Source organism: Chlorogloeopsis sp. ULAP01 (genome assembly GCF_030381805.1).
In the GTDB taxonomy this organism is placed as follows: domain Bacteria; phylum Cyanobacteriota; class Cyanobacteriia; order Cyanobacteriales; family Nostocaceae; genus Chlorogloeopsis.
In genome coordinates this window covers 242,407-262,754 of the sequence record NZ_JAUDRH010000009.1, presented here as the reverse complement: position 1 = coordinate 262,754, position 20,348 = coordinate 242,407, and the positions used below count along the sequence as shown (strand labels likewise).

The window sequence follows — 20,348 nt, the reverse complement described above, 5'->3', positions numbered from 1 at the left end:
CCATATGAGAGAGATCCCCGACTTTTCTTAAAGAAGTCCGGGATCTGAACACCATTAAAACAGATTATTCTGCCTGTACAGACTTTTCCAAAGTAAGCTAAATCTATGTTCGCACTGCTAGGAGTGGAGAAATGTTGTTGGAGTTAAAGCGTATCCAAGTTCCACCAGGGCAACGAGTACTGCTACAAGATGTAAACTGGCAGGAATTTGAAACTATTCTAGAGGATTTAGGAGAACACCGTGCAACACGAATTGCTTATGACAGAAGAATACTAGAGATTATGACACCACTGCCAGAGCATGAATATGATAAAGAAATTATTGGTGACTTACTCAAGGCTTTACTGGAAGAGCTAAATCTTGAATTTATCAGCCTTGGTTCTACAACATTTAAAAATCAAGCAATGGTTCAAGGTATAGAACCAGATCAGTGTTTCTATATAAAAAACGAAGCGAGGATTCGCGGCAAGAAACGACTAGATTTAACTGTAGATCCTCCTCCTGACTTAGCACTAGAAGTTGATGTCACCTTCCGAACTCATCCTAATATTTATGAAGCGCTCAAAGTTCCAGAGCTTTGGCGGTTTGACAAAGGCAAGCTCCAAATCAATCTACTGCAAGATGGGCGCTATGTAGAGTCGCAGGAAAGCCTAAATTTTCCCAACTTCCCATTAATTAAAGTGATTCCCCAATATCTTGAGCAAAGTAGAATTGCTGGCAGAAACGCAACCCTCAAAGTTTTTCGCCTCTGGATAAGGGAACAAATACAACACTAACAACTGAAAATGAGCGAACAACTGCTCGAAGAAATAAAAGTTCGCCCAGCTACATTAGAAGATGCAGCAGCTATTTGTCACGTTCATCTGACATCGGTACGGGTACTGTGTACTCGTGATTATACGGCTAAAGAAATAGAAGCTTGGATAGGCGATCGCTCCCCGGAAAATTACCGCTACGCAATGCAAGAGATGGGCGAGTTGTTATTTGTCGCCGAAAAAGGGGAAGAAATTCTTGGTTTTGCTTCTTTACTAGAAAATGAAGTGCGTGCAGTTTACCTTCATCCTAACTACACGCGTCGGGGAGTAGGTTCTTTGCTGGTAGATGCAGTTGAAAAAGAAGCTGTAGCCAGAAAAATTACCAAACTTCAGCTTGTTTCCTCCACTAATGCTGTTAACTTTTATAAAGCACTAGGTTATCAAGTTATTGAAAGTACATTTCTAACCTTAGGAGCGGGTATACAAATTCCGTGTGTCTATATGGAAAAAGATTTCTAAAAATCTTAATTAATAAATAGCGAATACTAAAGAAAAAATTAAAAAAGCTCTAGGTAAAGTTGAGTAAGAATAAAACCCAATGTTCACAAGGTTTTGTTGAATTTCTTACTTCTATTTAGCTTACGTATTCGGGGCATCAATAGTGACATTTCAACCTAGATATTGGTGATGAAATTTTTAATTGTCAATTTTCTATAACCAAACTATTAGCCTAATGGCATAACCAAAATCTACCTTGGTAATGATGTTCAAGCTGATTAGATAGCTGAATATAGTTCTAAGAAGTTTAAAAAACTATGTTTGTTGTTTTTTAGGTGAGAACGATGACAGGAAACTTGTTAGCTGCCTTAATTACAGCTTTAAGCTTGTTGATTGTTGATTTAGTTGTTCCCGGTGTTAATATTGCTAATTTTCCAGCAGCTTTAATTGCAGCAGTAGTGATTGGCGTAGTTAATGGTTCTGTGAAACCAGTTCTATCTACCTTATCCTTACCGCTTAACTTTTTATCCTTTGGAGCATTCTCACTTGTTGTTAATGGCCTTTGCTTTTGGCTTGTAGCAGCTTTAGTGCCTGGATTTAGCGTTCATGGACTTATAGCCTTTCTATTAGGCCCTGTAGTTCTATCTTTGTCTAGTACTTTTATCAACAATTACTTCGCTGAAAAGAATCTTCTAAAGAGCGGTGACGCTACAAAACCTAAAGCTGAATTACCTTCTAGCTAGCTATCAACTGATAACAAAATAGACGCGATCGCCCGCGTCTGTGACAGAAAAAAATCAAGTTGTATAGATTAAGCCAAAAAATAGAAGCGAACTAATTCTTGAGATGGAGTTAGCACTTCAGTTGATTTCCGAAAATAGAAAAAAGAACTCAAGTAATTTAAACAACTAGCAACAGAAATACCATGAAATTACTTCGTTATGTCCTCGGTTTCTTCTTACCCCCACTTGGCATTTTCTTAACTTATGGAATTAGTACAACCTTTGTAATTAATGTTTTACTGACTCTTCTAGGTTGGCTGCCTGGTAGTATTCATGCAGTTTGGGCGATCGCTAAATATGACGAAAGATTGAGTCGAGAAGGACAAATCTATTAAGCCTGAACAGCTATCAGTCAATTACTCCTAAATAGTTTATAATTACCCCTTTCCCCGAAATAGAGAAAAGGGGTAATTTAATAAAATCAATACTCTGCGCGCCTCTGCGTTGTCCTCTGTGTTCATCTGCGTGTAAAAAAAGCTAATCGCTGATATAAAAGCATACTGAATTCACTTGCTTTCTGATCACCAATTCAAACACCAAAAAAATATAGGGTGATTATTAACCACCCTATATTAATCAGAAAATGTTAACTCTTATTTTATTTATTCACTTTATCAACTGGTTCTTTTTCCTTTAACCAGTCTGCTGCTGATAGCAACAACTCCCTCAACACTTGTCGTAACTGATGCTCTTTTTTGGCTAGTACAGTGCCAGCTTCGCCAAGTTTTTCTTCTACTTGGGAGTGCTTTTGTTGCACCTGTGTAACTACTGCTTCTGCTTGTGGGCGGGCTTGATTAAACCAGTTTTTAGCCTCATCTAAATAATCTTTCACTTCTTCAGAACGTCCGCCATAACGCGCAGCTAAATTGGCTTGTACAATCGCTAGTTGTGCTCTTAACTGGGCGTAGCGTTTTTTTAGTAAATTTACCTCTTCACTATTTTGTATTGTATTGATAGCAGAATCAATAGCAGTTTTGGTATCAGCAGATTCTTGGGTACTTGTTTGTTGAATTTCTGCTAATATTCCATCTACTTCTTGCTGAATTTTATTTTCTTCTTCATCCAACTTAGCTTCTAGCTGTTTTACTTCGGCTTGAGTTTTTATGATATTTTCGTGTCTTTTGCTATTCACAGCCTCTAATGCTCCTTCAATTGACGCCGTTACTTCTTCTTTAAAGTCACTACCCTTTGTTTGTATATTTTCTATGACAGTAGAGACAGCATCTTTCACAATAGAGCGAAGTTCACCGGAACCTTCTTTAAATTCAGAAACTACCTGAGAAACAGCAGACTTTACTATTTCGCGAATTCGCTCTGCTCTTAGTTGTCCAGTTTCTTTTGCCTGTTGGAGATCGGTTTTAATTTGTTCTTTGATATTGTTAGTCATCTTTTACAGGTGTAGGATTTTAACTAATTTGGATAAAAATTTATAGATGAAGACTATGCCATACTGTCATTGTGACGTAGGCTTTTTGAAAGCAGTACTTCCTTTAGATAGAAAATCACTAACCGATTAACGGATATTGAATTTAAGTAGTCTTAAAAAATAAATTGTCTTATTAGACAAGGAAACTCTTGGACAGTGAATTGAAGAATAATTAGATATTTATACATAGGTACTTAGAACCCTAATATAAATATCTATAACAAATGCTATTAAAAGGCATTACTGACCTGCAACATGAATCCGGATAATCAGACGTGACATATCGAGTCTGGGCAAGGGTTTTATGATTACGCAAAAAAATAGCAACGCCTATTAAAGAGTTTCACTTGGTAAATAGGTAGATAATATGACATCCGCTAAATCACCCATGATAAATAGTTTGTAGTAAGGACTTCAGTTCTGGCTTGAAACTAAAGTCCTGACTACGAGCAAACATTTTTATTCAGTTTGATTAACTGGACATGATATAACTAGGCTATAGGAGTATTTACCATTTATTTATGCAAACATAATAGCTATAAAGCTAACTGAGCATTCAGAAAAAGTACATAGAGTAACGGTTGAGCTTGCTAAAGTGAAAACAATAGCGAGGAATTTTATTTTGGAATTCCTCGCTATTATGTGGCTTTCACCTATCAAAATTTGTGATGGTTTTCTGATTTTAATATTAATAAACTAATACCCGATGAAAAGGATAACCTTACTTCAGGCATTCTTCTGGTCAAAATTTTAACTTTCTCAGTTCGCTACCTCAGCCAGTTCAATAATGCGCTCTTCGTAGTCTTTTACCAAAAAATTGAGTGGCTTTTTACTGCGAATCTTGAACTTTAAACCACGCATTTCCACACGCATTAAAATCAATTCTAGGCAGTCGTGGTCAAAACAAACATGGCGTTGCTGATTTTTGCTACCCAAACTAGCTCCGGTAATCACGTGCAACTGGGTATTTTTCTTGAGTTGATACCACAATCCTTCACTAGCATTTGTCATTCTGCTAGAAAAAGATGGACTACTTCCTAGATAAAGTGGATCTACTCCTGCCGCACCTATAGTTTGCTCGTAGTTGTAGTAGTAGTGCAAAGGCACTTCTGCTGCTGGCAAATCTAGTAGTCCTTCATACAACTGTCGTGCAACTTCTAAATCAGACACCATAACTGTATATACTTTCGGCGCACTGGTAAGAAACATCCACATGGCACCGGCATAAGCTGCCAAAAGCATTACCATTATGCCTTGAGTGGAGAACAGGCTATCTAATGGTAGGGAAGGCAAAAAAGAACCTAAAGTATAGGGATTGAGCAGGAATGGTGTCACACTAACTGCTATAACCATGAACAAAATTGGGAATTATATATATGGAAGATAGAAATGGCTTATGTTTTCTAGATTAAGGACTTAAACAGCCTATGTGTTTCTAGTGTATCAATTAACAAACATTATTAGTGTTAGTCATAAACAGGCTAACACAACAACTGTATAACTAACTTAAAGTTTTCCACTACCAAATTAATTTTAGCAACATCGCCTGGTTTAGATTGTGCAAATTCCTCATTTTTCTGAAACTAATCACCCGCTAGTTAAATCACTGTTTCATCACACTGACTCTGAGCTTGTCAGTTTGTTTCAGTGCCATCCTGATTCGGGAAGATACTTTGCAGCAATTTTTTGTCGTTATAGCCCAATTGTCTACACTTTAATTCGGCATTCGGCTCGATCGCCTGTACAAGCAGATTACTTATTTGCCCTCACCTGGCGACATATTTACTATGAGCTTGGTGGATTTGATACCAGTAGCGATCCTTCTAGTAAGGAAAGTCTTACCTTGCAAAATTGGTTAATTAACCAGACAGCCTACTGTATCAACGAAATCGAAGTTCCTCCAACAGAAGCCATTCATTATTCTTTGAAAGCGACTTCTCCGCCGTTATGGTGTTATGTCGAAAAAGCTTTGGAGCAACTACCACCAATGTTGCGTTTGATGGTTTTGATGGCTCAGACGTTTCACTGGAGCGAAACGAGAATTGCTGCCTACCTACAAGCCGAAGGAGAAACAATTTCACCTACCGAAGTAGCAAATTTTCTTCAAGAAGGTTATCGTATGCTAGAAGAAAAATTACCAACCGACATTCGCTCTATATATTTGGGCGAAAACTTACTTCCTCCCGCTCCTGCGTAAATACACTAGTTTTTATGACTTTGTAAGTAGTGATTTATAAAGTTTTGCCAATCTTTCTACATTAAAGCCGCAATTACACGGGCAATTTTTATGAAACAACGGTATCTCATCTTAAGGCATCCAATTTTAAACTTTAGCAGTATTGTTTATTTTTTAGTTTTTAGTTTTTTACTTAGTCCCATAGCTGCAACCGCAGCAGATATTACCGAACAACTCCACCGTCCAATTAATAAATCGGCGGTACGAGAATTAAGGGATCAAGCAGATACTTTGCTACAGACAGGCAAACAGCAACGAATCTCAGGCAGTCTCGATCAAGCAGTAAAATCTTGGTTAAATGCATTGGAAATTTACCATTCTATTGGCGAGCTAAAAGCGCAAGGTTTGATTTACGATTTTTTGAGTGAAGGCTATCTGCAACTAGGACGCTATTCAGAGGCAGAAGATGCGATGCGACGAAGATTAGCGATCGCCCGTGATGTTAAAGACTTCCAAAGTCAGATTTTTGCTCTCAATAACATCGGTACATTGCTACTGCAACAAGGAGAACCCGCAAGTTCCGCTAAAACTTTTACACAAGCACTCGAAATTGCTCGTCATATTCAAAACCTTGAAGGGCAAGGACTTTCTCTCAGTAACTTGGGTTTAGCAACTGCAAGATTGGGAAATTACAATCAAGCAATTCAACTTTATGAAAATGCTTTAACCTTCCGGCGTCAAACTGGCGATCTAATTGGTGAAGCTAATACCTTTAATAATTTAGGCGATGCCTATCTAGCAGCTAATAATTATCAAGGCACGATTAGTACCTACGGGGCAGCACTGCGCCTAGCCAAATCAAAGAGCGATCGCATTAACGAACTACGAGCAATAGATGGTTTAGTAGCCGCTCATAGTGCTGTCGGACGTCACGAACGTGCTTTTGATTTATTACAACAGCGATTGGCGCTTGCTCAAGAATTACGAAATCTGCGGGAAGAATTAAAATCTTTTGAGTCCTATGCTCAATTGCATGAAAAGCTAGGCAACTATCAAAATGCTCGCAATTTTTACGAAAGAGCTATCCTCACAGCCCGCACGCTCCAAGACAGCAAACAAGAAGTATCATTGGTTGACAAACTGACTCAAATGATGCGTAAAGTCAGCGTCAAAGGGACTAGAGATTAGGGATTGGGTATTGGGTATTGGGTATCGGGGATTGGGAATTGTATTTTTCCTATGCCCTATGCCCCATGCCCCTTGCCCATGTCACCTGTTCCCTGTCCCCTGTTCCCTATCACCTATATTCATCAATGCTGCATCTGCTTAAAATTAATGCGATTGCGCCCCTCTGCTTTTGCTTGGTAAAGCGCCTGATCAGCTGCTGCAATTAAAGTTGAAGGTGAAGTATCAAAACTGGGAATGATTGTGGCTACTCCTAAACTTAAGGTGACGTACTGACTGACTGTAGATTGAGAATGAAAAATCTTCAATTCTCTAACTCCAGCTTGCATTGCTTCCGCCACATGAACAGCACCCGAAGCATGAGTAAAAGGCAAGATTACAGCAAATTCTTCACCACCGTAACGTGCTACTAAATCCTGATTTTTCTGGGCTGTATCCTTTAAGACGGTAGCTACCTTTTGCAAACAAGCATCCCCTGCTGGATGACCATATTTATCGTTGTAAAGTTTAAAGAAATCAATATCACATAAAATCATTGATAGTGGCGATCGCTGCTGTGCTAGTTCCAACCATTGAGAATTGAGATACTGATCAAAGCGACGACGATTAGCCACGCCAGTCAAACCATCTTCGTTTGCAAGTTGTTGCAAAGCTTGATTCGCTGCTTCTAGCTGTTTGTATACTTGCCCTTGTTGTAGTAGCCGCCTGACTCGTCGGCGTAACATTGCCCAATGAATAGGTTTAGTTACAAAATCGCTTGCTCCAGCCTCAAAAGCACGATCTACTGAATCAGTATCGTCTAACCCCGTAATCATTAATATTGGAGTGCGATCCCAGAGCATAGAAATCAAACTATTACTGAAGGAAGAACCATGATCAAAGGATGCGAGTGCTAATGCTAAATTTTTCTTGGTAATGTGGAGCAGTTCCTGACAACAAGTAAAGCCATCCATGATTGGCATTACTGCATCTAATAAAATTAGATCCGGTTTGACAACAGTGTAAGCATCTAAGCACTCTTTACCATTGCTAACCTCGACAACTCGGTAGCCTTCTTGTTCCATCGCTTCACGCAACAGTAATCGCATTGTCGCATCATCATCAGCCACCAGAATCAAAGGAGGCTTGCTAGAAATCGAAGAAAAATGGCTTGTGCCTGGCATGGGCGCTTTCCAGCGAAAATAAGTGTTAGAGCTATATAATTGCCGATAAAACTTCAAAAATAGCTAAATATAGCATATATGACAGTTTTTATCCTAAAAAAGTTCTTATAACTGATAATCAAGCAGGGGATATATCAGTGAAATCTTTGCTTTTATACCTGTAGATTTCTCAAATGTTTGATTTTGCGTTTCCCTGCCCATGTAGAAGGCAGTTCCCCTAATTGATAAATTGGTAAATTTATATTCATGAGTAATAGCAAGCTCGATAAATGGTAGTATTTATCTTTCCCTCCAACAAACAGGACAACCAACAATAAACTGCGATTTTCTTGAAAACTTCAAATGTATACTTGAAGTTTAAAGTTATACAGTTCGTTGAGACACACATTGAGAAAGAACGAAAATTGCTAGAGCGCAGAAAATGTATAGATAATCTTTTAGTTTTAGCTAATGTTCCAAGCTGTTATACTTCAAGATGCTTTAAAAAATATTTGTTTTAGTAGTATTATTCAGTAATGATACGAATAACAATAATATAAATATATAAACTATCCATACTACTGAAGTATGTGAGCTTGAAGTTTATTAATTCTTGATCAGGTGAATAAAATTATGAGGATAAACAAAACTAAAACTAAGTAAAAATTTACAAACACAAAATACTTCAAGTTCAAATCTTAATTTTTACTTCCTTAGGTGTATATTATGCCTGATTCATTAATGTACCAACAAGAATATTTTGTTGTTTTAGAAACAAATCAACCAGAACAATTTCTGACTGCATCAGAGCTACTAGAAAAACTAAAGGGAATTCTTCAAACAATTAATATTCAGGATTTATCTCCAGATCTACGCTCACTGGATTCTGCGGAAGAAAAAGCAAAGTATTTACTTAATACTACTTGTGAACTTGATATTGGAGTTGGGCAATATTTGCAGTGGTATGCAGTCCGCTTAGAGAAATAAACTTGTTGTTAATAGAAGAGTGCTAATAGCTAATGGTTAAAAGACCATAGGAATCAGGTTTGATTTCTGAAAAAAATTAAGTATTTGTAGGGGAGGCAGTTTGCGGTGTAGATTTTCTGACCGCAAAACTGTCGTTGTGTTATGACTTTAGTCAACGCACCAAAACCTTGAAAATGGTGCGTTACGCTTTGCGTTCACACACCCTACGTGTTGTTCAAAAATCTATTAGCTATTAACTATTAACAATTAGCTCTTATTCGCAGTAGCAATGAGCGTCAGTTCAATTTTATCTGAATCTACTTGCGTAACTTGCACATCTACTCCAGGGCCAAAATAATTAGTCATTTTCTCTTGTTTCTTTTGCCAGAGTTCAATTGGTATTAGCGGCGAATCAAACTCTAGAATGAGGGCATAAGCTCCGTTAATTTCCTCTTCTCGTAACTCTGTTAGCACTGGTTGTTCTGCTTCCGAAGGGCTTAAACCCAAGTAAGAGAGTGTACGATCAAAGTGGGTATTTTGCCCGTAACTATAGCGGGTAATGTCCTTGCGGATTTTATTTTGAGTGGGAGTAGCTTGCTGTTTCTGCAATGCTAAAACTTCTGGTGTAGTAGGTTTGCTGAAGGGAATAGGTTTAAGTTCGTTAGCTTTGAGTGCTAGTCCTCCCAGCACCAGTGGTATCCCGTAAAAAAATCCGACAAGATTGAGAGTAGCATTATCAGCTGCGTAGGCGACGATACCGATGATGGTTAGAATCCCGCCGACTGTTAAACCCAGTGTTCCCAAAGATATTTGGCGTAACATGACCTTAAGTTGGTATTAATTCTTAGCGTCTCAGTTTTATTATCATCGGCGATCGCACAAGAATTAGGGAAGAGGAGCGGCAAAAGTCTTTCTAGTTTTGAGTTAACTTTAAATAAACATAAGAAAAGTTGCAAACGGAAAAAACAATGGATCCACAGACTATTAAAGAACGAATCACCGAAATTCAAAATAAACGCGAGTATTTGCTAGGCTTGCTAGAGCAACCAAATCTAGGAACTTTGAGAATAGATGTCAATCAAGCATTGGAAGAAATGGATGAGTTAATTGATGAATATAGACGCACCTTTCCAGAGACAGAGTCCAATTAAGCCTTAATTAAGTACATAAAAATAAGCGTTTGCGTCGGCAGCAACCATTGTTTTCCGGTTCTACCGACGCCTTTTGCAACACTCCTTTCATAATTTACAAGTCCCCAAAGTTAGATATTTCTTGGGTCACCCTGACTTAGTTCACTATAATATTTCATCCTGTTACTGAGTCATTAGCCGCCCGTTGTCCTAGCTGCCTCACTAAAGAAACTAGTTCACCAGTCGGCACATCTTTTTTGCAAAAAGCATCTAAACTTCCTGTTGCTTTAGCTTCGATAAATTTAGAATCCTCCACAGAAGAGTAAGCAATAATCTGGGTATTGGGAGCAATTGCCTTAATGTGACTAGACGCACTCCAACCATCCATAACAGGCATCTGTAAATCTAAAACAATTACATCTGGTTGGTAGCGCTGAACCATTTCTATTGCTTCTTGACCGTTAGAGGCTAAACCTACTACTTGAATCTTTTCTTGAGCAGACAAGATTAATTGCAGGGTTAAACGAGTTAGTTCGTGATCGTCAACCACTAAAACACGCAAGGTAGAAGACTCACAAGACAACATTAACATCCAAGGAAACAGATGTACGACAACTTTTATAGTTTATGAGAACAATGATGAAACTTTACTCTATCCTATGGTTGAATAAATTATATTTACCTACTTTCTCTATGAACATTTAATATCTGTGTGGAAAATTTAAATCAAAAATTGAGGTTTAGCTGTCACGAGATACAGAACTTTATTTTGAATTAATTAGAGTTGAGGCGATCGCAGTTGAGTTTAACGCCATAGACATCAGAATTTTTTGGGAACTAGTTTCTGGGCAATCTTCGCCAGGGCGTCTTTGGATGTAGCTGCCATTGGCTTGTAATTCCCAGGCTTGGCGATTATCTGCTAGCATTATGCCTAAAATTTCTTGCAAATCTTTTGCGATATCTGGATCTTGTACTGGAGTCACCACTTCCACACGGCGATCAAGATTGCGGGGCATCCAATCTGCACTGCCGATATAAATTTCTTCCTGTCCATTGTTATAAAAATAAAAAATACGGGAGTGTTCCAAAAATCGACCAATAATACTTATAACGTGAATATTTTCGCTGATGTCTTTTAGTCCAGGACGCAAACAGCAAATACCCCGCACAATTAAATCAATTTTTACTCCAGCGCGGGATGCTTCATATAAGGTAGCAATTATTTGTGGATCGACCAAAGAATTCATTTTGGCTACAATTCGCCCAGAATTTCCTTTTTGAGCATTTTCGATTTCTCGATGGATCAGATTCAAAAAGCGATCGCGCATATTCACGGGCGCAACCAAAATTTGCCGATAAGATTTTTGCAAGGAATAACCAGTTAAGAAATTAAATACATCTGTGACATCAGCTCCTAATTCTTCTCGACAGCTAAACAATCCCAAGTCTGTGTAGAGTCTGGCAGTTTTTGGATTGTAGTTACCAGTACCGATATGCACGTAACGGCGGATGCGTTCTTGTTCGCGTCGCACCACCATAACAATTTTACTGTGGGTTTTTAGCCCTACCAGACCGTAAACAACGTGAACGCCTACACTTTCTAAACGTCTTGCCCAATAAATATTATTCTCTTCATCAAACCTGGCTTTAAGCTCTACCAATACAGATACCTGCTTGCCATTTTCGGCAGCTGCAATTAAGGCATTTACTATCGGTGAGTCTCCAGAGGTGCGGTAGAGAGTCATCTTGATTGCCAGCACATTTGGATCGTGGGCAGCAGTGGTAATGAAGCGCACTACTGATGCCGAGAAGGATTGATAGGGATGGTGTACGAGCAAATCTCGTTCCCGAATCACAGCAAAAAAATCTTTTCCTTCTTCTATTTCCCGTACCTCTGAACCAACGATGTTGGGTTCACGAATTCTTTGCAAGCGGGGAGTAACTACAGACTGCCAAGGCGGATCTTTAAGTTCTGGTAAGGGCAATGACATAAAATACATTAAATCTCGTAGCCCCAATAGCCCATCTACTTCGTAAACATCACTTTCTGTAAGTTCTAAATCTTCTACCAAGCGATCGCGTATTGCTTGTGGAGTTTGAGATTGAATTTCCATTCGCACTGGAGTACCACCAACGCGTCGTTTTCGTAGTTCTTGCTCAATTGCCAACAGTAAATCGTCGGCTTCATCTTCTTCCAATTCCAAATCGGCATCGCGAGTAATACGGAAGAGATGGTATTCTTGAATATTCATCCCCGGAAATAGAGACTCTAGATTGTGAGCGATCGCCTGCTCCAAAGGTATACCAGTCCAAACGAATGGTTTGTCCTGATGCTGAACTCCTAATTCTGGTGGCAAAGCTAAAAACCTGGGCAAGACTTTGGGTACTTTAACTCTGGCAAAAAGTTCTTCTTCCGTTTCTGGATTTTTGACTACAACTGCCAAATTTAGGCTGAGATTGGAAATGTAAGGAAAAGGATGACTAGGATCGACAGCAAGGGGAGTAATAACTGGAAAAATCTGTTCTTCAAAATAATTGTCTAAATAATTTCTTTGTTTCTCTGTCAAATCTATATAATCTAATATGTGGATGCCATGATTTGCTAGCTGTGGCTTTAATATTTGCTCAAAATGTTGATGTTGTTGAGCTACTAAAGGGCGTAGAAAAAAACTAATCTCATCTAATTGTTTTTGTGGTATTAAACCATCAAAAGTTAATTTGCTAACTTTTGCTTCCACTTGTTGTTTTAATGCTGCAACCCGCACCATAAAAAATTCATCCAGATTGGAACTCGTAATAGCCAGAAACTTAAGACGTTCCAAAAGAGGCGTACGCGGGTCTAGTGCTTCATGTAATACTCTATTATTAAACTCTAACCAACTCAGTTCACGATTGAGATAGTATTGCGGATCGCTGAGATTGATTGGTTGATTGGTAATCTTTTTAGATTTTGGCATGGTTTCCAAATATAGGCAAAAGCAGCCCGTATACTGGACTAAAATATACCAGAAAGCAAACTTATTATAAGAATGGTTCTGTGATAGCTCTACTGGAATTTGTGTTTAAGTCTAACAATATACATAGTAAATGAAATCAAGCCGCAACGGATACTCAAGAGATACTATTGCGAATGTTGATGTATTTATATAATTTCAGATTTTTTCATTAATACACAAAATTCATCAGTGAACCTATTTGGTTCACAAAAAATTTGCCATTATACCTTGATGAAGCCATTGCCAGCATTGGTTGGCAATTTAGAGTTGATCTAGATCCAAATTTTCTGGACTGTATTAAGTTTTATTTCACCTTGACTACTAACACAGAACACGGCCCTTCTTCTACCACTTGGCTGCTCACAGAACCCTGAACAATTCGGTTTACACCAGTTAATCCACGGCTGCCAATTACAATCAAGTCCGCCTTATAAATATTAGCAAGACGAATAATTTCTTCTGCTGGATCGCCACTGACAAGTTCTATTTCACTTTCAACAGGTAGCTGAGTTTGGTAGAATTGCAGCTGTTTTTCGACTTGTAAAGAAGAAAGCGCTGGTGAGTCTGGATGAGGGCGATCGGCTGGTAGCTCCATTTCAGACTCTGGAGGAGGAAAAACATGACAAAGAATCACCTTACTGTCCTTTGCCAATACCAAATCCTGTAAAGTCTCAATTACTCGGTCGGCAATTTCTGAAGCGTCTAGAGCTACCAAAATATTCTTTAGCACCACTCGTGTCTCCAAAAGAGTAGTCATAATCAACTGCTTACATTAAAGCGATTCTTGTGGTTTTTTCAAGTTGTATAGCCTTACACTTTAAGTTTGACGCCATCATTTAATTTTTATCTAAACTCTAGGGAAAAATTAATAATTAAGTAAGTGTTAGTAGTTAGTTGTTGCTTGTCAAACACAATCACCTACAGCAGTTGCCAGGTAGCATAAGCCATTAACAGAGTTTAAGCCTGTTTCCTACGATGAAATTACAGGACTTGTACAAAATACCTCTTTAACTCTTATTTTTCTGTGTTCTCCGTGCCTAGAGGGTTTTTATTCTTCGTTGACTTGTGCGTAAGTGCTAAATTCAAATTGCCTATTCTTCATTTTTTTCTTCTTTTTGAACTCGACGCCGGACTGCATCGGCGTGGGAGGGCAAGCCCTCAGCTGCTGCAAGTACATTAATTGCGTCTGCCACTTTTTTCAAAGCTGTGGGAGTGTATTGAATAATACTTGAGTTTTTCAAGAAGGTTTCAACTCCCAAGACAGAGGTATAGCGAGAAGCGCCAGAAGTAGGTATGCTGTTATTAGGACCAGCAACATAGTCTCCTACTGCTTCTGGTGTAGAGTAACCCATAAAAATTGCACCAGCATGGCGAATAAGTGGTAATAATGCCCACGGATCTTCTACTTCTAACTCTAGGTGTTCGGGAGCAAACTCATTGCACAACTCAGCTGCGGCTGTTAAGGACTCTACAATCACAATCAAGCCGTAATGAGCGAGTGCTTTCTCTGTTAAAGTGACTCTGGGATGATCCACCAACTGTCTTTCTACCGCGACTTGTACATTCTTCGCTAGTGCCGGATCAGTAGTTAATAAGATTGCTGCCGCCATCGGATCTTGTTCGGCTTGTGCTAGCATATCGGCTGCGACATGAACGGGATTTGCGGTCTCGTCAGCAATAATTAATACTTCGCTGCTTGGACCTGCCAAAGAATCAATCCCAACTGTTCCATAGACGAGTTTTTTGGCTAGTGTCACATAAATGTTACCCGGTCCTGCGATCACATCTACTTTCGGAATCGTTTTTGTTCCGTAGGCTAAAGCAGCGATCGCCTGCGCTCCGCCAACGCGATAAATTTCCTGCACTCCAACTTCTTGGGCAGCCACCAAGACTGCTGGATGAATTATTTTTCCAACTCCTGGTGGTGTGACCATGATCAAGCGCCTAACTCCAGCCACTTTTGCTGGAATTGCACTCATCAAGACCGTACTAGGGTAAGCAGTACGACTTCCAGGTACGTATATTCCCGCACGATCTACAGGGGTGTAACGCTTGCCCAATACCACTTCATCATCGCCAAAGTGTACCCAGCTTTTTGGAACTCGTTGGCGGTGAAAAGCTTCAATTTGCCGACTAGCTAGCCGTATTGCTTCCAGTAACTCTTGTGATATCTGTTGGTAGGCTACATCTATTTCTGAGCCTGTAACACGCAGTTCTTCTGGCTTGAGAATTTGATCATCAAACTCTACTGTGTAATGCAAAACAGCTCTATCACCTTGGCGCTTCACCGCTTGCAACACTTCCCTCACTGTTGCTTCTTTGTGAAGCACCTGTTCATCATGGGTGCGATCGCAGATCCTTTGTAGTTCCGATCTGACGTCTGCCTGCTGAGTAATAATTCGCAGCATGGAGTAAGGACAATGCCAACGTTAGAATATTGCCGCTTGAGAATGAGTCTTGCTCCTTACCCCAAAGGGTATGGTAGCTAACACCAACTCTCTTCTCTAGCTTAACCTGGATTTTTTTGATACTCCCACGGTTTCCAGCACATGGTTATATAGGAAGAGGAATTATATTGCGATCAGGCTACTTAACTTTTCGACCAATCCAGCAATAAACAGAAAGTGGACGTGCTAATTTCCACTTTTTAATTTTATCATCTCCCAAAGTTTGCAGGAATGTACGTGTATCAGATATAGCCGTTTTTGTCAAGATAAGTAAGTTTGAGTATAAAATTTGCCTATTTATCTACTTTACCAGCTTGGATGTAGTATAGACCAAGTGGTTGGGTGTCTACATTTTAACCCTTTAACTTTAGTCATTCACAAATTCTCACCTCTAGTGATGTGTTCCCCAGAGAACAGACTAAATTGAAGGCTATTGCTACCACGTGATTGTGATGGTGAATTATCAGGTAGTACTCAGGTACCTCATTCTAACGTATTTCTTGCGGGGAAAGCAAAATAGGTATGGGGCTTTCATGCATCTGGTCACGAATTAGTAATTTGTGTTTAAGTTTAGGCTGGGCAGAGAAAGTGGAAATTTGACCAATGCCTGTACTCCATTTTCTCTACTCGACCTCATCGAAGATTTCTGCTCTATAGCTCCTAGCAGAGCAAAAATACAAATAATAATGAGACGTGAGAAAGCAGCAAGAATGTTTACTCATCTACTGCCTCCCCACGTCAGATGATCATTGACTCATTTTATTTTTAGTCGTCCTCGTCCTCAAAATCGTCGTCCTCGAAATCGTCGTCCTCGAAATCGTCTTCTGCGAGGTCGTTGATTTCACTGGGAATCAAATCATCGTCATCATCCAAGATCGACGACTTTTCTGTGCGTCTGGTGCCAAAGGGCGAATCCATGCCAAGAGTTGGAGTATCTAAATTGTAAGTGCGGGCTGTACGGTCATCCAGCACCATATCTAATGGATCTTCCACTTCATCCAAGACACTGCTGAGTCCCTCAGTATAGTCTTCGACTACACTAGGTTCTTCATAAGCATTGAAGCCTGTTCCAGCAGGAATCAATCGTCCGATAATTACGTTTTCTTTCAAACCGCGCAGCCAATCGGATTTTCCTTCTATTGCTGCTTCAGTCAAAACGCGTGTTGTCTCTTGGAAGGATGCGGCAGAAATAAAGCTATCGGTGTTCAAAGATGCTTTGGTAATACCTAGCAATACAGGAGTGTATTGTGCTCGCGCACCACCGGTGATTGCCATTGCTTCATTGACTTGCTCGATTTGGCGCAATTCTACTAATTCACCGGGCAGCATGGTAGTATCACCACCATCATCTACCCGCACTTTTGATGTCATCTGTCGGACAATAACTTCAATGTGTTTGTCAGCAATATCAATACCTTGGGACTGATAAACCAACTGCACTTCGTTTACCAGGAAAGTCTGGACTTTTTGCAAGGCATGGCTAGCACAGGCATAAACTCCATCTTCAGAACCAAGGTTAAAGAAGACTTCCAAGATTTCGTGGGGATTGGCTGGCCCGTCTGTAAGCGTCTGCCCCGCACTTACCGTTTGTCCATCTGTAACTACTAAGTTCTGTCCTGGCCCCATAGTGTAATCGGTGACTACCCCATTAGGCTCGATCACTTTTACAGCGATCGCTTCATCGCCATCGCCATAAACAACCTTGACCTCTCCCGCCCGTTTTGCTAAAATGCAAGCCTCTTTTGGCTTCCGAGCTTCGAGTAGTTCCTCAATCCTGGGCAAACCTTGGATGATATCTCCAGTCTTAGCCCGTTCAAATACCAGCAACACCAAGTTATCGCCACGCTGTACCAAATCTCCATCTTCTACCTGCAACACCGCACCAGCACTGACACGATAAGGACGACCAACACGGACGGTGATTTCCCAGCTGGCAGGGGCAAGGGAGGAAGAACTAGCCGTAGCCTCCGCTCCTCCACTTCCTGCTGCTTTAACTGATACAACTTGCCCTGATTCTTCAGTAAAGATGCCAGGGGAAATTTCTGCGCCTTCTACCACCAAATCACCCGCCTTCAACTTCGGTTGGACAGTAGAATTAATTGTGACCATATCAGTGTGACGACGCAATACTAAGCAGCGACGAACAGCTTCTGTACCTTTTTTGACGCCCCGCACAATCCCGCCTTCTTTACATAAGATTTGGGTACGCGCGACAACAGAGCCTGGGGCAATAGTGTGTCCGTCTTCTACTTCAAGGGTGGTATGAGTACTACCTTGAGTGGCATCAGCAGCGATATCTCGACGAACTGTTAAGGACTCCAGAATCACCAACTGTAAGCGCTGAATTTCTGAGTCACTGGGATCGGCTACTAACTCAATATCTGCCGCCAAAGGAGAAGAGGTGTGTTCTTGTTCGCCTTCTTGTTCAATTTCCAGTACGAGTTGGGTTCGCAGTAGTTCTACACCTTCAACCGATCTGACACGCTCAGAATCTTTGTAAGGCAAGCGCTGCACTGCACGTAACTGAATCGAACGCCCGGTTTGTTGGCTAACAGATGTAGTTGATGGCACATCAGGTTGATTGGGTACAGGAAACTCAACGACAGGACGAGAAAGCAGCGCGGGACCTTCTGGAGTTTCCACGTACTGAATATATCGCAAGTCGTTGAATACTTGTCCCATAAATTCTTCCCCAGGTTGAACAAAGGTATTATCTTTGCTCATCACTGCTTCTGGATCGTCAACCATCAGCAGTTCTCCTGGCTTAATCACTACTTCCCGCAAAATGTCATTTTTCTGCGTAACCTCAATCACACCGCTATTTTGACAGAAGATGTCTTTAACTACCTCTGTACCAGCTTCGAGAAACTGACCGTCCTCTACCAATAACAAGGAGATATCTTTGTTGACTTCATGGGTTTCTTCAGGAATCCACAGTAGTGTGCCTCCTTGTACCACTTCATAACCTTGCTTGGCTTTACCTTTTTTCTGGACATCAACACCAGCGTACTTGAGCATACCTCCAGTCGTGGTGCGATAGCGATCGTCAATCAACTCGGCTACCACCTGCCCATTTTGGACTTTGGTTCCTGGAGTTGCCCGCAGGTTAAAGACTTGGTTATTACCAGTAGTTACCAAGTAGTTATTCTTACCTTGAGAGCTTTGGACGGTGACAGTTGCCTGGTCTAAAACAACAGAAGCAGTGATAATTTCAATTTCCCGTGTAGATTTACCAGGTAATGCTTCCGGTAAGCGTACTACACCACCATGTTGAGTGGTTAACTTAGTTTCTGCTAGGACACCGTTACTATCTATAGTGTCGTTTTCTTTGACTACTAATTCGGCTCCTGGTGGTAAGTTATAAACTTCTCCTGAGAGAATCCAGATCAAACCACCCCGCGTAGCAGTAGTTGTGGTGTTGCCTTGACGGTCAGTTTTTTGTTCTGCCACCAGTTCGGCAAATTTTACTTCTCCTGCTAAGTCAGAAACTACATCTTTAACAGCTTTTTCTGTATTGGCACGAGTTGTGCGTCCACCGATCGCTACTTCTGCGATTAACTGCCCCAACTTCACCTGTTGCCCATCGGTGACATACAATGTAGAACCTTGAGTAACCGGGATTTCTTTATTGGCTTGAGAGCTATCTTTAGGAGATTCCAAAACTAATGTGGCGTTGGCTTCCACATACAAAGCGTCTTCTCCATGACGGGTACGATAGGCTCTGGTTCGCATTCGCTTCGGAAAGCGAACCGTACCATCCATTTCTGCCCGTACTTGTTTTGCGACTTCACCAGTAAATACACCACCAGTGTGGAAAGTACGCATTGTTAACTGCGTACCAGGTTCACCGATACTTTGGGCTGCAATAATACCCACTGCTTCACCAAGATCCACCATTTTGGCGTGGGCTAGACTCCAGCCGTAGCAGTGTTGGCAAACCGATCGCGCTGCTTCACAAGTTAGAGGCGATCGCACAACGACTTCAGTCACTCCGGCTTTTTCAATTACTTTGGCCAGATCGTCGGAAATAGGTGTATTGCGTGGTGCAATTACTTCTTTGGTTGTGGGATGGATTACATCCTCTCCAACCACTCTTCCCATCAGGCGGGTACCAAGATTGATCATGGTTTTGCCGCCTTCTTTCATGGCGCGTAAGGGAATGCCCCTAGTTGTGCCACAGTCAATTTCCCGGATAATGACGTCCTGGGAAACGTCTACCAAACGACGGGTGAGATAACCAGAGTCTGCTGTTCGCAAGGCTGTATCTACTAATCCTTTGCGCGCACCGTAGGAGGAAATAATATATTCGGTAACGGTGAGTCCTTCGCGGAAGTTAGTTTTAATCGGCAAGTCGATAATTTCCCCTTGCGGATCAGCCATTAGTCCACGCATTCCCACCAATTGTCGTACCTGGGAGATATTACCCCTAGCTCCAGAAAATGCCATCATGTACACGGAGTTCAGGGGATTTGTCTTTTTGAAGTGGCTGACGACTTCATCTTTAAGGGCTTCTGAAGTCCCATTCCAGGTATCAATTACTTTCTGAAAACGCTCAACTTCAGTAATTTCACCACGTTGATAGCGTTCTTCGGTGGCGCGAATTTCTGCTTCCGCGGCTTCGAGCAGCGATCGCTTGGAGGGAGGCACCATCAAATCTTCGACGCTGATTGAAACTCCAGCTTTGGTAGCGTAGCGGAAGCCTAAATCTTTAAGCTTATCTGCCATCACCGCCGTCCGCGCTGTACCATAATGCGTAAATGCCCAAGAAATTAGATTTCGCAGTTGCCCTTTGTCAACAACACGGTTGCGGAAAATCATTTTGTCGTTAGTCATTTGTCGTTAGTC

Annotated in this window: 17 protein-coding genes; 8 read left to right on the top strand and 9 right to left on the bottom strand. The window is 40.8% G+C overall.

Going from position 1 to position 20,348, the window contains the following annotated elements; all coding sequences use genetic code 11:
* The first annotated feature begins 131 nt into the window (after nucleotides 1-131).
* The 4 genes from QUB80_RS19515 to QUB80_RS19500 all read left to right on the top strand — a co-directional run bounded on the left by QUB80_RS19515 (nucleotide 132) and on the right by QUB80_RS19500 (nucleotide 2,370).
* Nucleotides 132-776: a Uma2 family endonuclease gene (locus QUB80_RS19515; protein ID WP_289791171.1), complete on the top strand. Its 645-nt coding sequence runs from the start codon at nucleotides 132-134 to the stop codon at nucleotides 774-776.
* A gap of 9 nt (nucleotides 777-785) precedes the next feature.
* A complete protein-coding gene (locus tag QUB80_RS19510; RefSeq protein WP_289791170.1) occupies nucleotides 786-1,274 on the top strand; it encodes a GNAT family N-acetyltransferase in 489 nt (162 codons plus the stop codon).
* Between the two features lie 323 nt (nucleotides 1,275-1,597).
* On the top strand, nucleotides 1,598-1,996 hold the full coding sequence (locus tag QUB80_RS19505) for a phage holin family protein (RefSeq protein ID WP_289791169.1): 399 nt from the start codon (nucleotides 1,598-1,600) through the stop codon (nucleotides 1,994-1,996).
* Nucleotides 1,997-2,178: 182 nt separating this feature from the next.
* Nucleotides 2,179-2,370 carry a YqaE/Pmp3 family membrane protein gene (locus QUB80_RS19500; RefSeq protein ID WP_289791168.1) on the top strand — a complete coding sequence of 64 codons (192 nt, stop codon included), beginning with the start codon at nucleotides 2,179-2,181 and terminating at the stop codon, nucleotides 2,368-2,370.
* A 263-nt stretch (nucleotides 2,371-2,633) separates the two neighbouring features.
* Here QUB80_RS19500 and QUB80_RS19495 read toward each other — a convergent pair whose 3' ends face one another.
* Both QUB80_RS19495 and QUB80_RS19490 read right to left on the bottom strand, forming a co-directional pair.
* Nucleotides 2,634-3,422 carry a histidine kinase gene (locus QUB80_RS19495; RefSeq protein WP_289791167.1) on the bottom strand — a complete coding sequence of 263 codons (789 nt, stop codon included), beginning with the start codon at nucleotides 3,420-3,422 and terminating at the stop codon, nucleotides 2,634-2,636.
* A gap of 798 nt (nucleotides 3,423-4,220) precedes the next feature.
* Nucleotides 4,221-4,814, bottom strand: a complete 594-nt coding sequence (locus tag QUB80_RS19490; protein WP_289791166.1) for a glyoxalase-like domain protein — start codon at nucleotides 4,812-4,814, stop codon at nucleotides 4,221-4,223.
* Between the two features lie 205 nt (nucleotides 4,815-5,019).
* On the opposite strand from QUB80_RS19490, the gene QUB80_RS19485 reads away from it, so the two are divergent.
* Together QUB80_RS19485 and QUB80_RS19480 are read left to right on the top strand one after the other, a co-directional pair.
* Entirely contained in the window at nucleotides 5,020-5,658 is a 639-nt protein-coding gene (locus QUB80_RS19485; RefSeq protein WP_289791165.1) for an RNA polymerase sigma factor, read from the top strand.
* 90 nt (nucleotides 5,659-5,748) lie between these two features.
* Nucleotides 5,749-6,825: a tetratricopeptide repeat protein gene (locus tag QUB80_RS19480; RefSeq protein WP_289791164.1), complete on the top strand. Its 1,077-nt coding sequence runs from the start codon at nucleotides 5,749-5,751 to the stop codon at nucleotides 6,823-6,825.
* 122 nt (nucleotides 6,826-6,947) lie between these two features.
* Here the strand turns inward: QUB80_RS19480 and QUB80_RS19475 are convergent, their stop codons facing one another.
* Nucleotides 6,948-7,985: a response regulator gene (locus tag QUB80_RS19475; protein WP_289791163.1), complete on the bottom strand. Its 1,038-nt coding sequence runs from the start codon at nucleotides 7,983-7,985 to the stop codon at nucleotides 6,948-6,950.
* A gap of 705 nt (nucleotides 7,986-8,690) precedes the next feature.
* On the opposite strand from QUB80_RS19475, the gene QUB80_RS19470 reads away from it, so the two are divergent.
* On the top strand, nucleotides 8,691-8,951 hold the full coding sequence (locus QUB80_RS19470) for a CRR7 family NDH-1 assembly protein (RefSeq protein WP_289791161.1): 261 nt from the start codon (nucleotides 8,691-8,693) through the stop codon (nucleotides 8,949-8,951).
* Between the two features lie 246 nt (nucleotides 8,952-9,197).
* Here the strand turns inward: QUB80_RS19470 and QUB80_RS19465 are convergent, their stop codons facing one another.
* A complete protein-coding gene (locus tag QUB80_RS19465) occupies nucleotides 9,198-9,752 on the bottom strand; it encodes a DUF2854 domain-containing protein (protein ID WP_289791160.1) in 555 nt (184 codons plus the stop codon).
* A gap of 146 nt (nucleotides 9,753-9,898) precedes the next feature.
* Between QUB80_RS19465 and QUB80_RS19460 the strand changes: the two genes are divergently transcribed.
* Nucleotides 9,899-10,081 carry a hypothetical protein gene (locus tag QUB80_RS19460; RefSeq protein ID WP_289791159.1) on the top strand — a complete coding sequence of 61 codons (183 nt, stop codon included), beginning with the start codon at nucleotides 9,899-9,901 and terminating at the stop codon, nucleotides 10,079-10,081.
* 154 nt (nucleotides 10,082-10,235) lie between these two features.
* Here QUB80_RS19460 and QUB80_RS19455 read toward each other — a convergent pair whose 3' ends face one another.
* The 5 genes from QUB80_RS19455 to QUB80_RS19435 form a co-directional block, all read right to left on the bottom strand.
* Nucleotides 10,236-10,652 (bottom strand): response regulator, encoded by a 417-nt coding sequence (locus QUB80_RS19455; protein WP_289791158.1) that lies wholly within the window; start codon nucleotides 10,650-10,652, stop codon nucleotides 10,236-10,238.
* A 172-nt stretch (nucleotides 10,653-10,824) separates the two neighbouring features.
* Nucleotides 10,825-13,017 (bottom strand): polyphosphate kinase 1, encoded by a 2,193-nt coding sequence (ppk1, locus tag QUB80_RS19450; protein WP_289791157.1) that lies wholly within the window; start codon nucleotides 13,015-13,017, stop codon nucleotides 10,825-10,827.
* 343 nt (nucleotides 13,018-13,360) lie between these two features.
* The gene (locus QUB80_RS19445; protein WP_289791240.1) at nucleotides 13,361-13,786 is read right to left on the bottom strand and encodes a universal stress protein; all 426 of its coding nucleotides are present in this window, start codon (nucleotides 13,784-13,786) and stop codon (nucleotides 13,361-13,363) included.
* A 361-nt stretch (nucleotides 13,787-14,147) separates the two neighbouring features.
* Nucleotides 14,148-15,464, bottom strand: coding sequence for a histidinol dehydrogenase (gene hisD / locus QUB80_RS19440; protein ID WP_289791156.1), 1,317 nt, complete (start codon nucleotides 15,462-15,464; stop codon nucleotides 14,148-14,150).
* An 804-nt stretch (nucleotides 15,465-16,268) separates the two neighbouring features.
* The gene (locus QUB80_RS19435) at nucleotides 16,269-20,336 is read right to left on the bottom strand and encodes a DNA-directed RNA polymerase subunit beta'' (RefSeq protein WP_289791155.1); all 4,068 of its coding nucleotides are present in this window, start codon (nucleotides 20,334-20,336) and stop codon (nucleotides 16,269-16,271) included.
* Nucleotides 20,337-20,348: the final 12 nt, after the last annotated feature.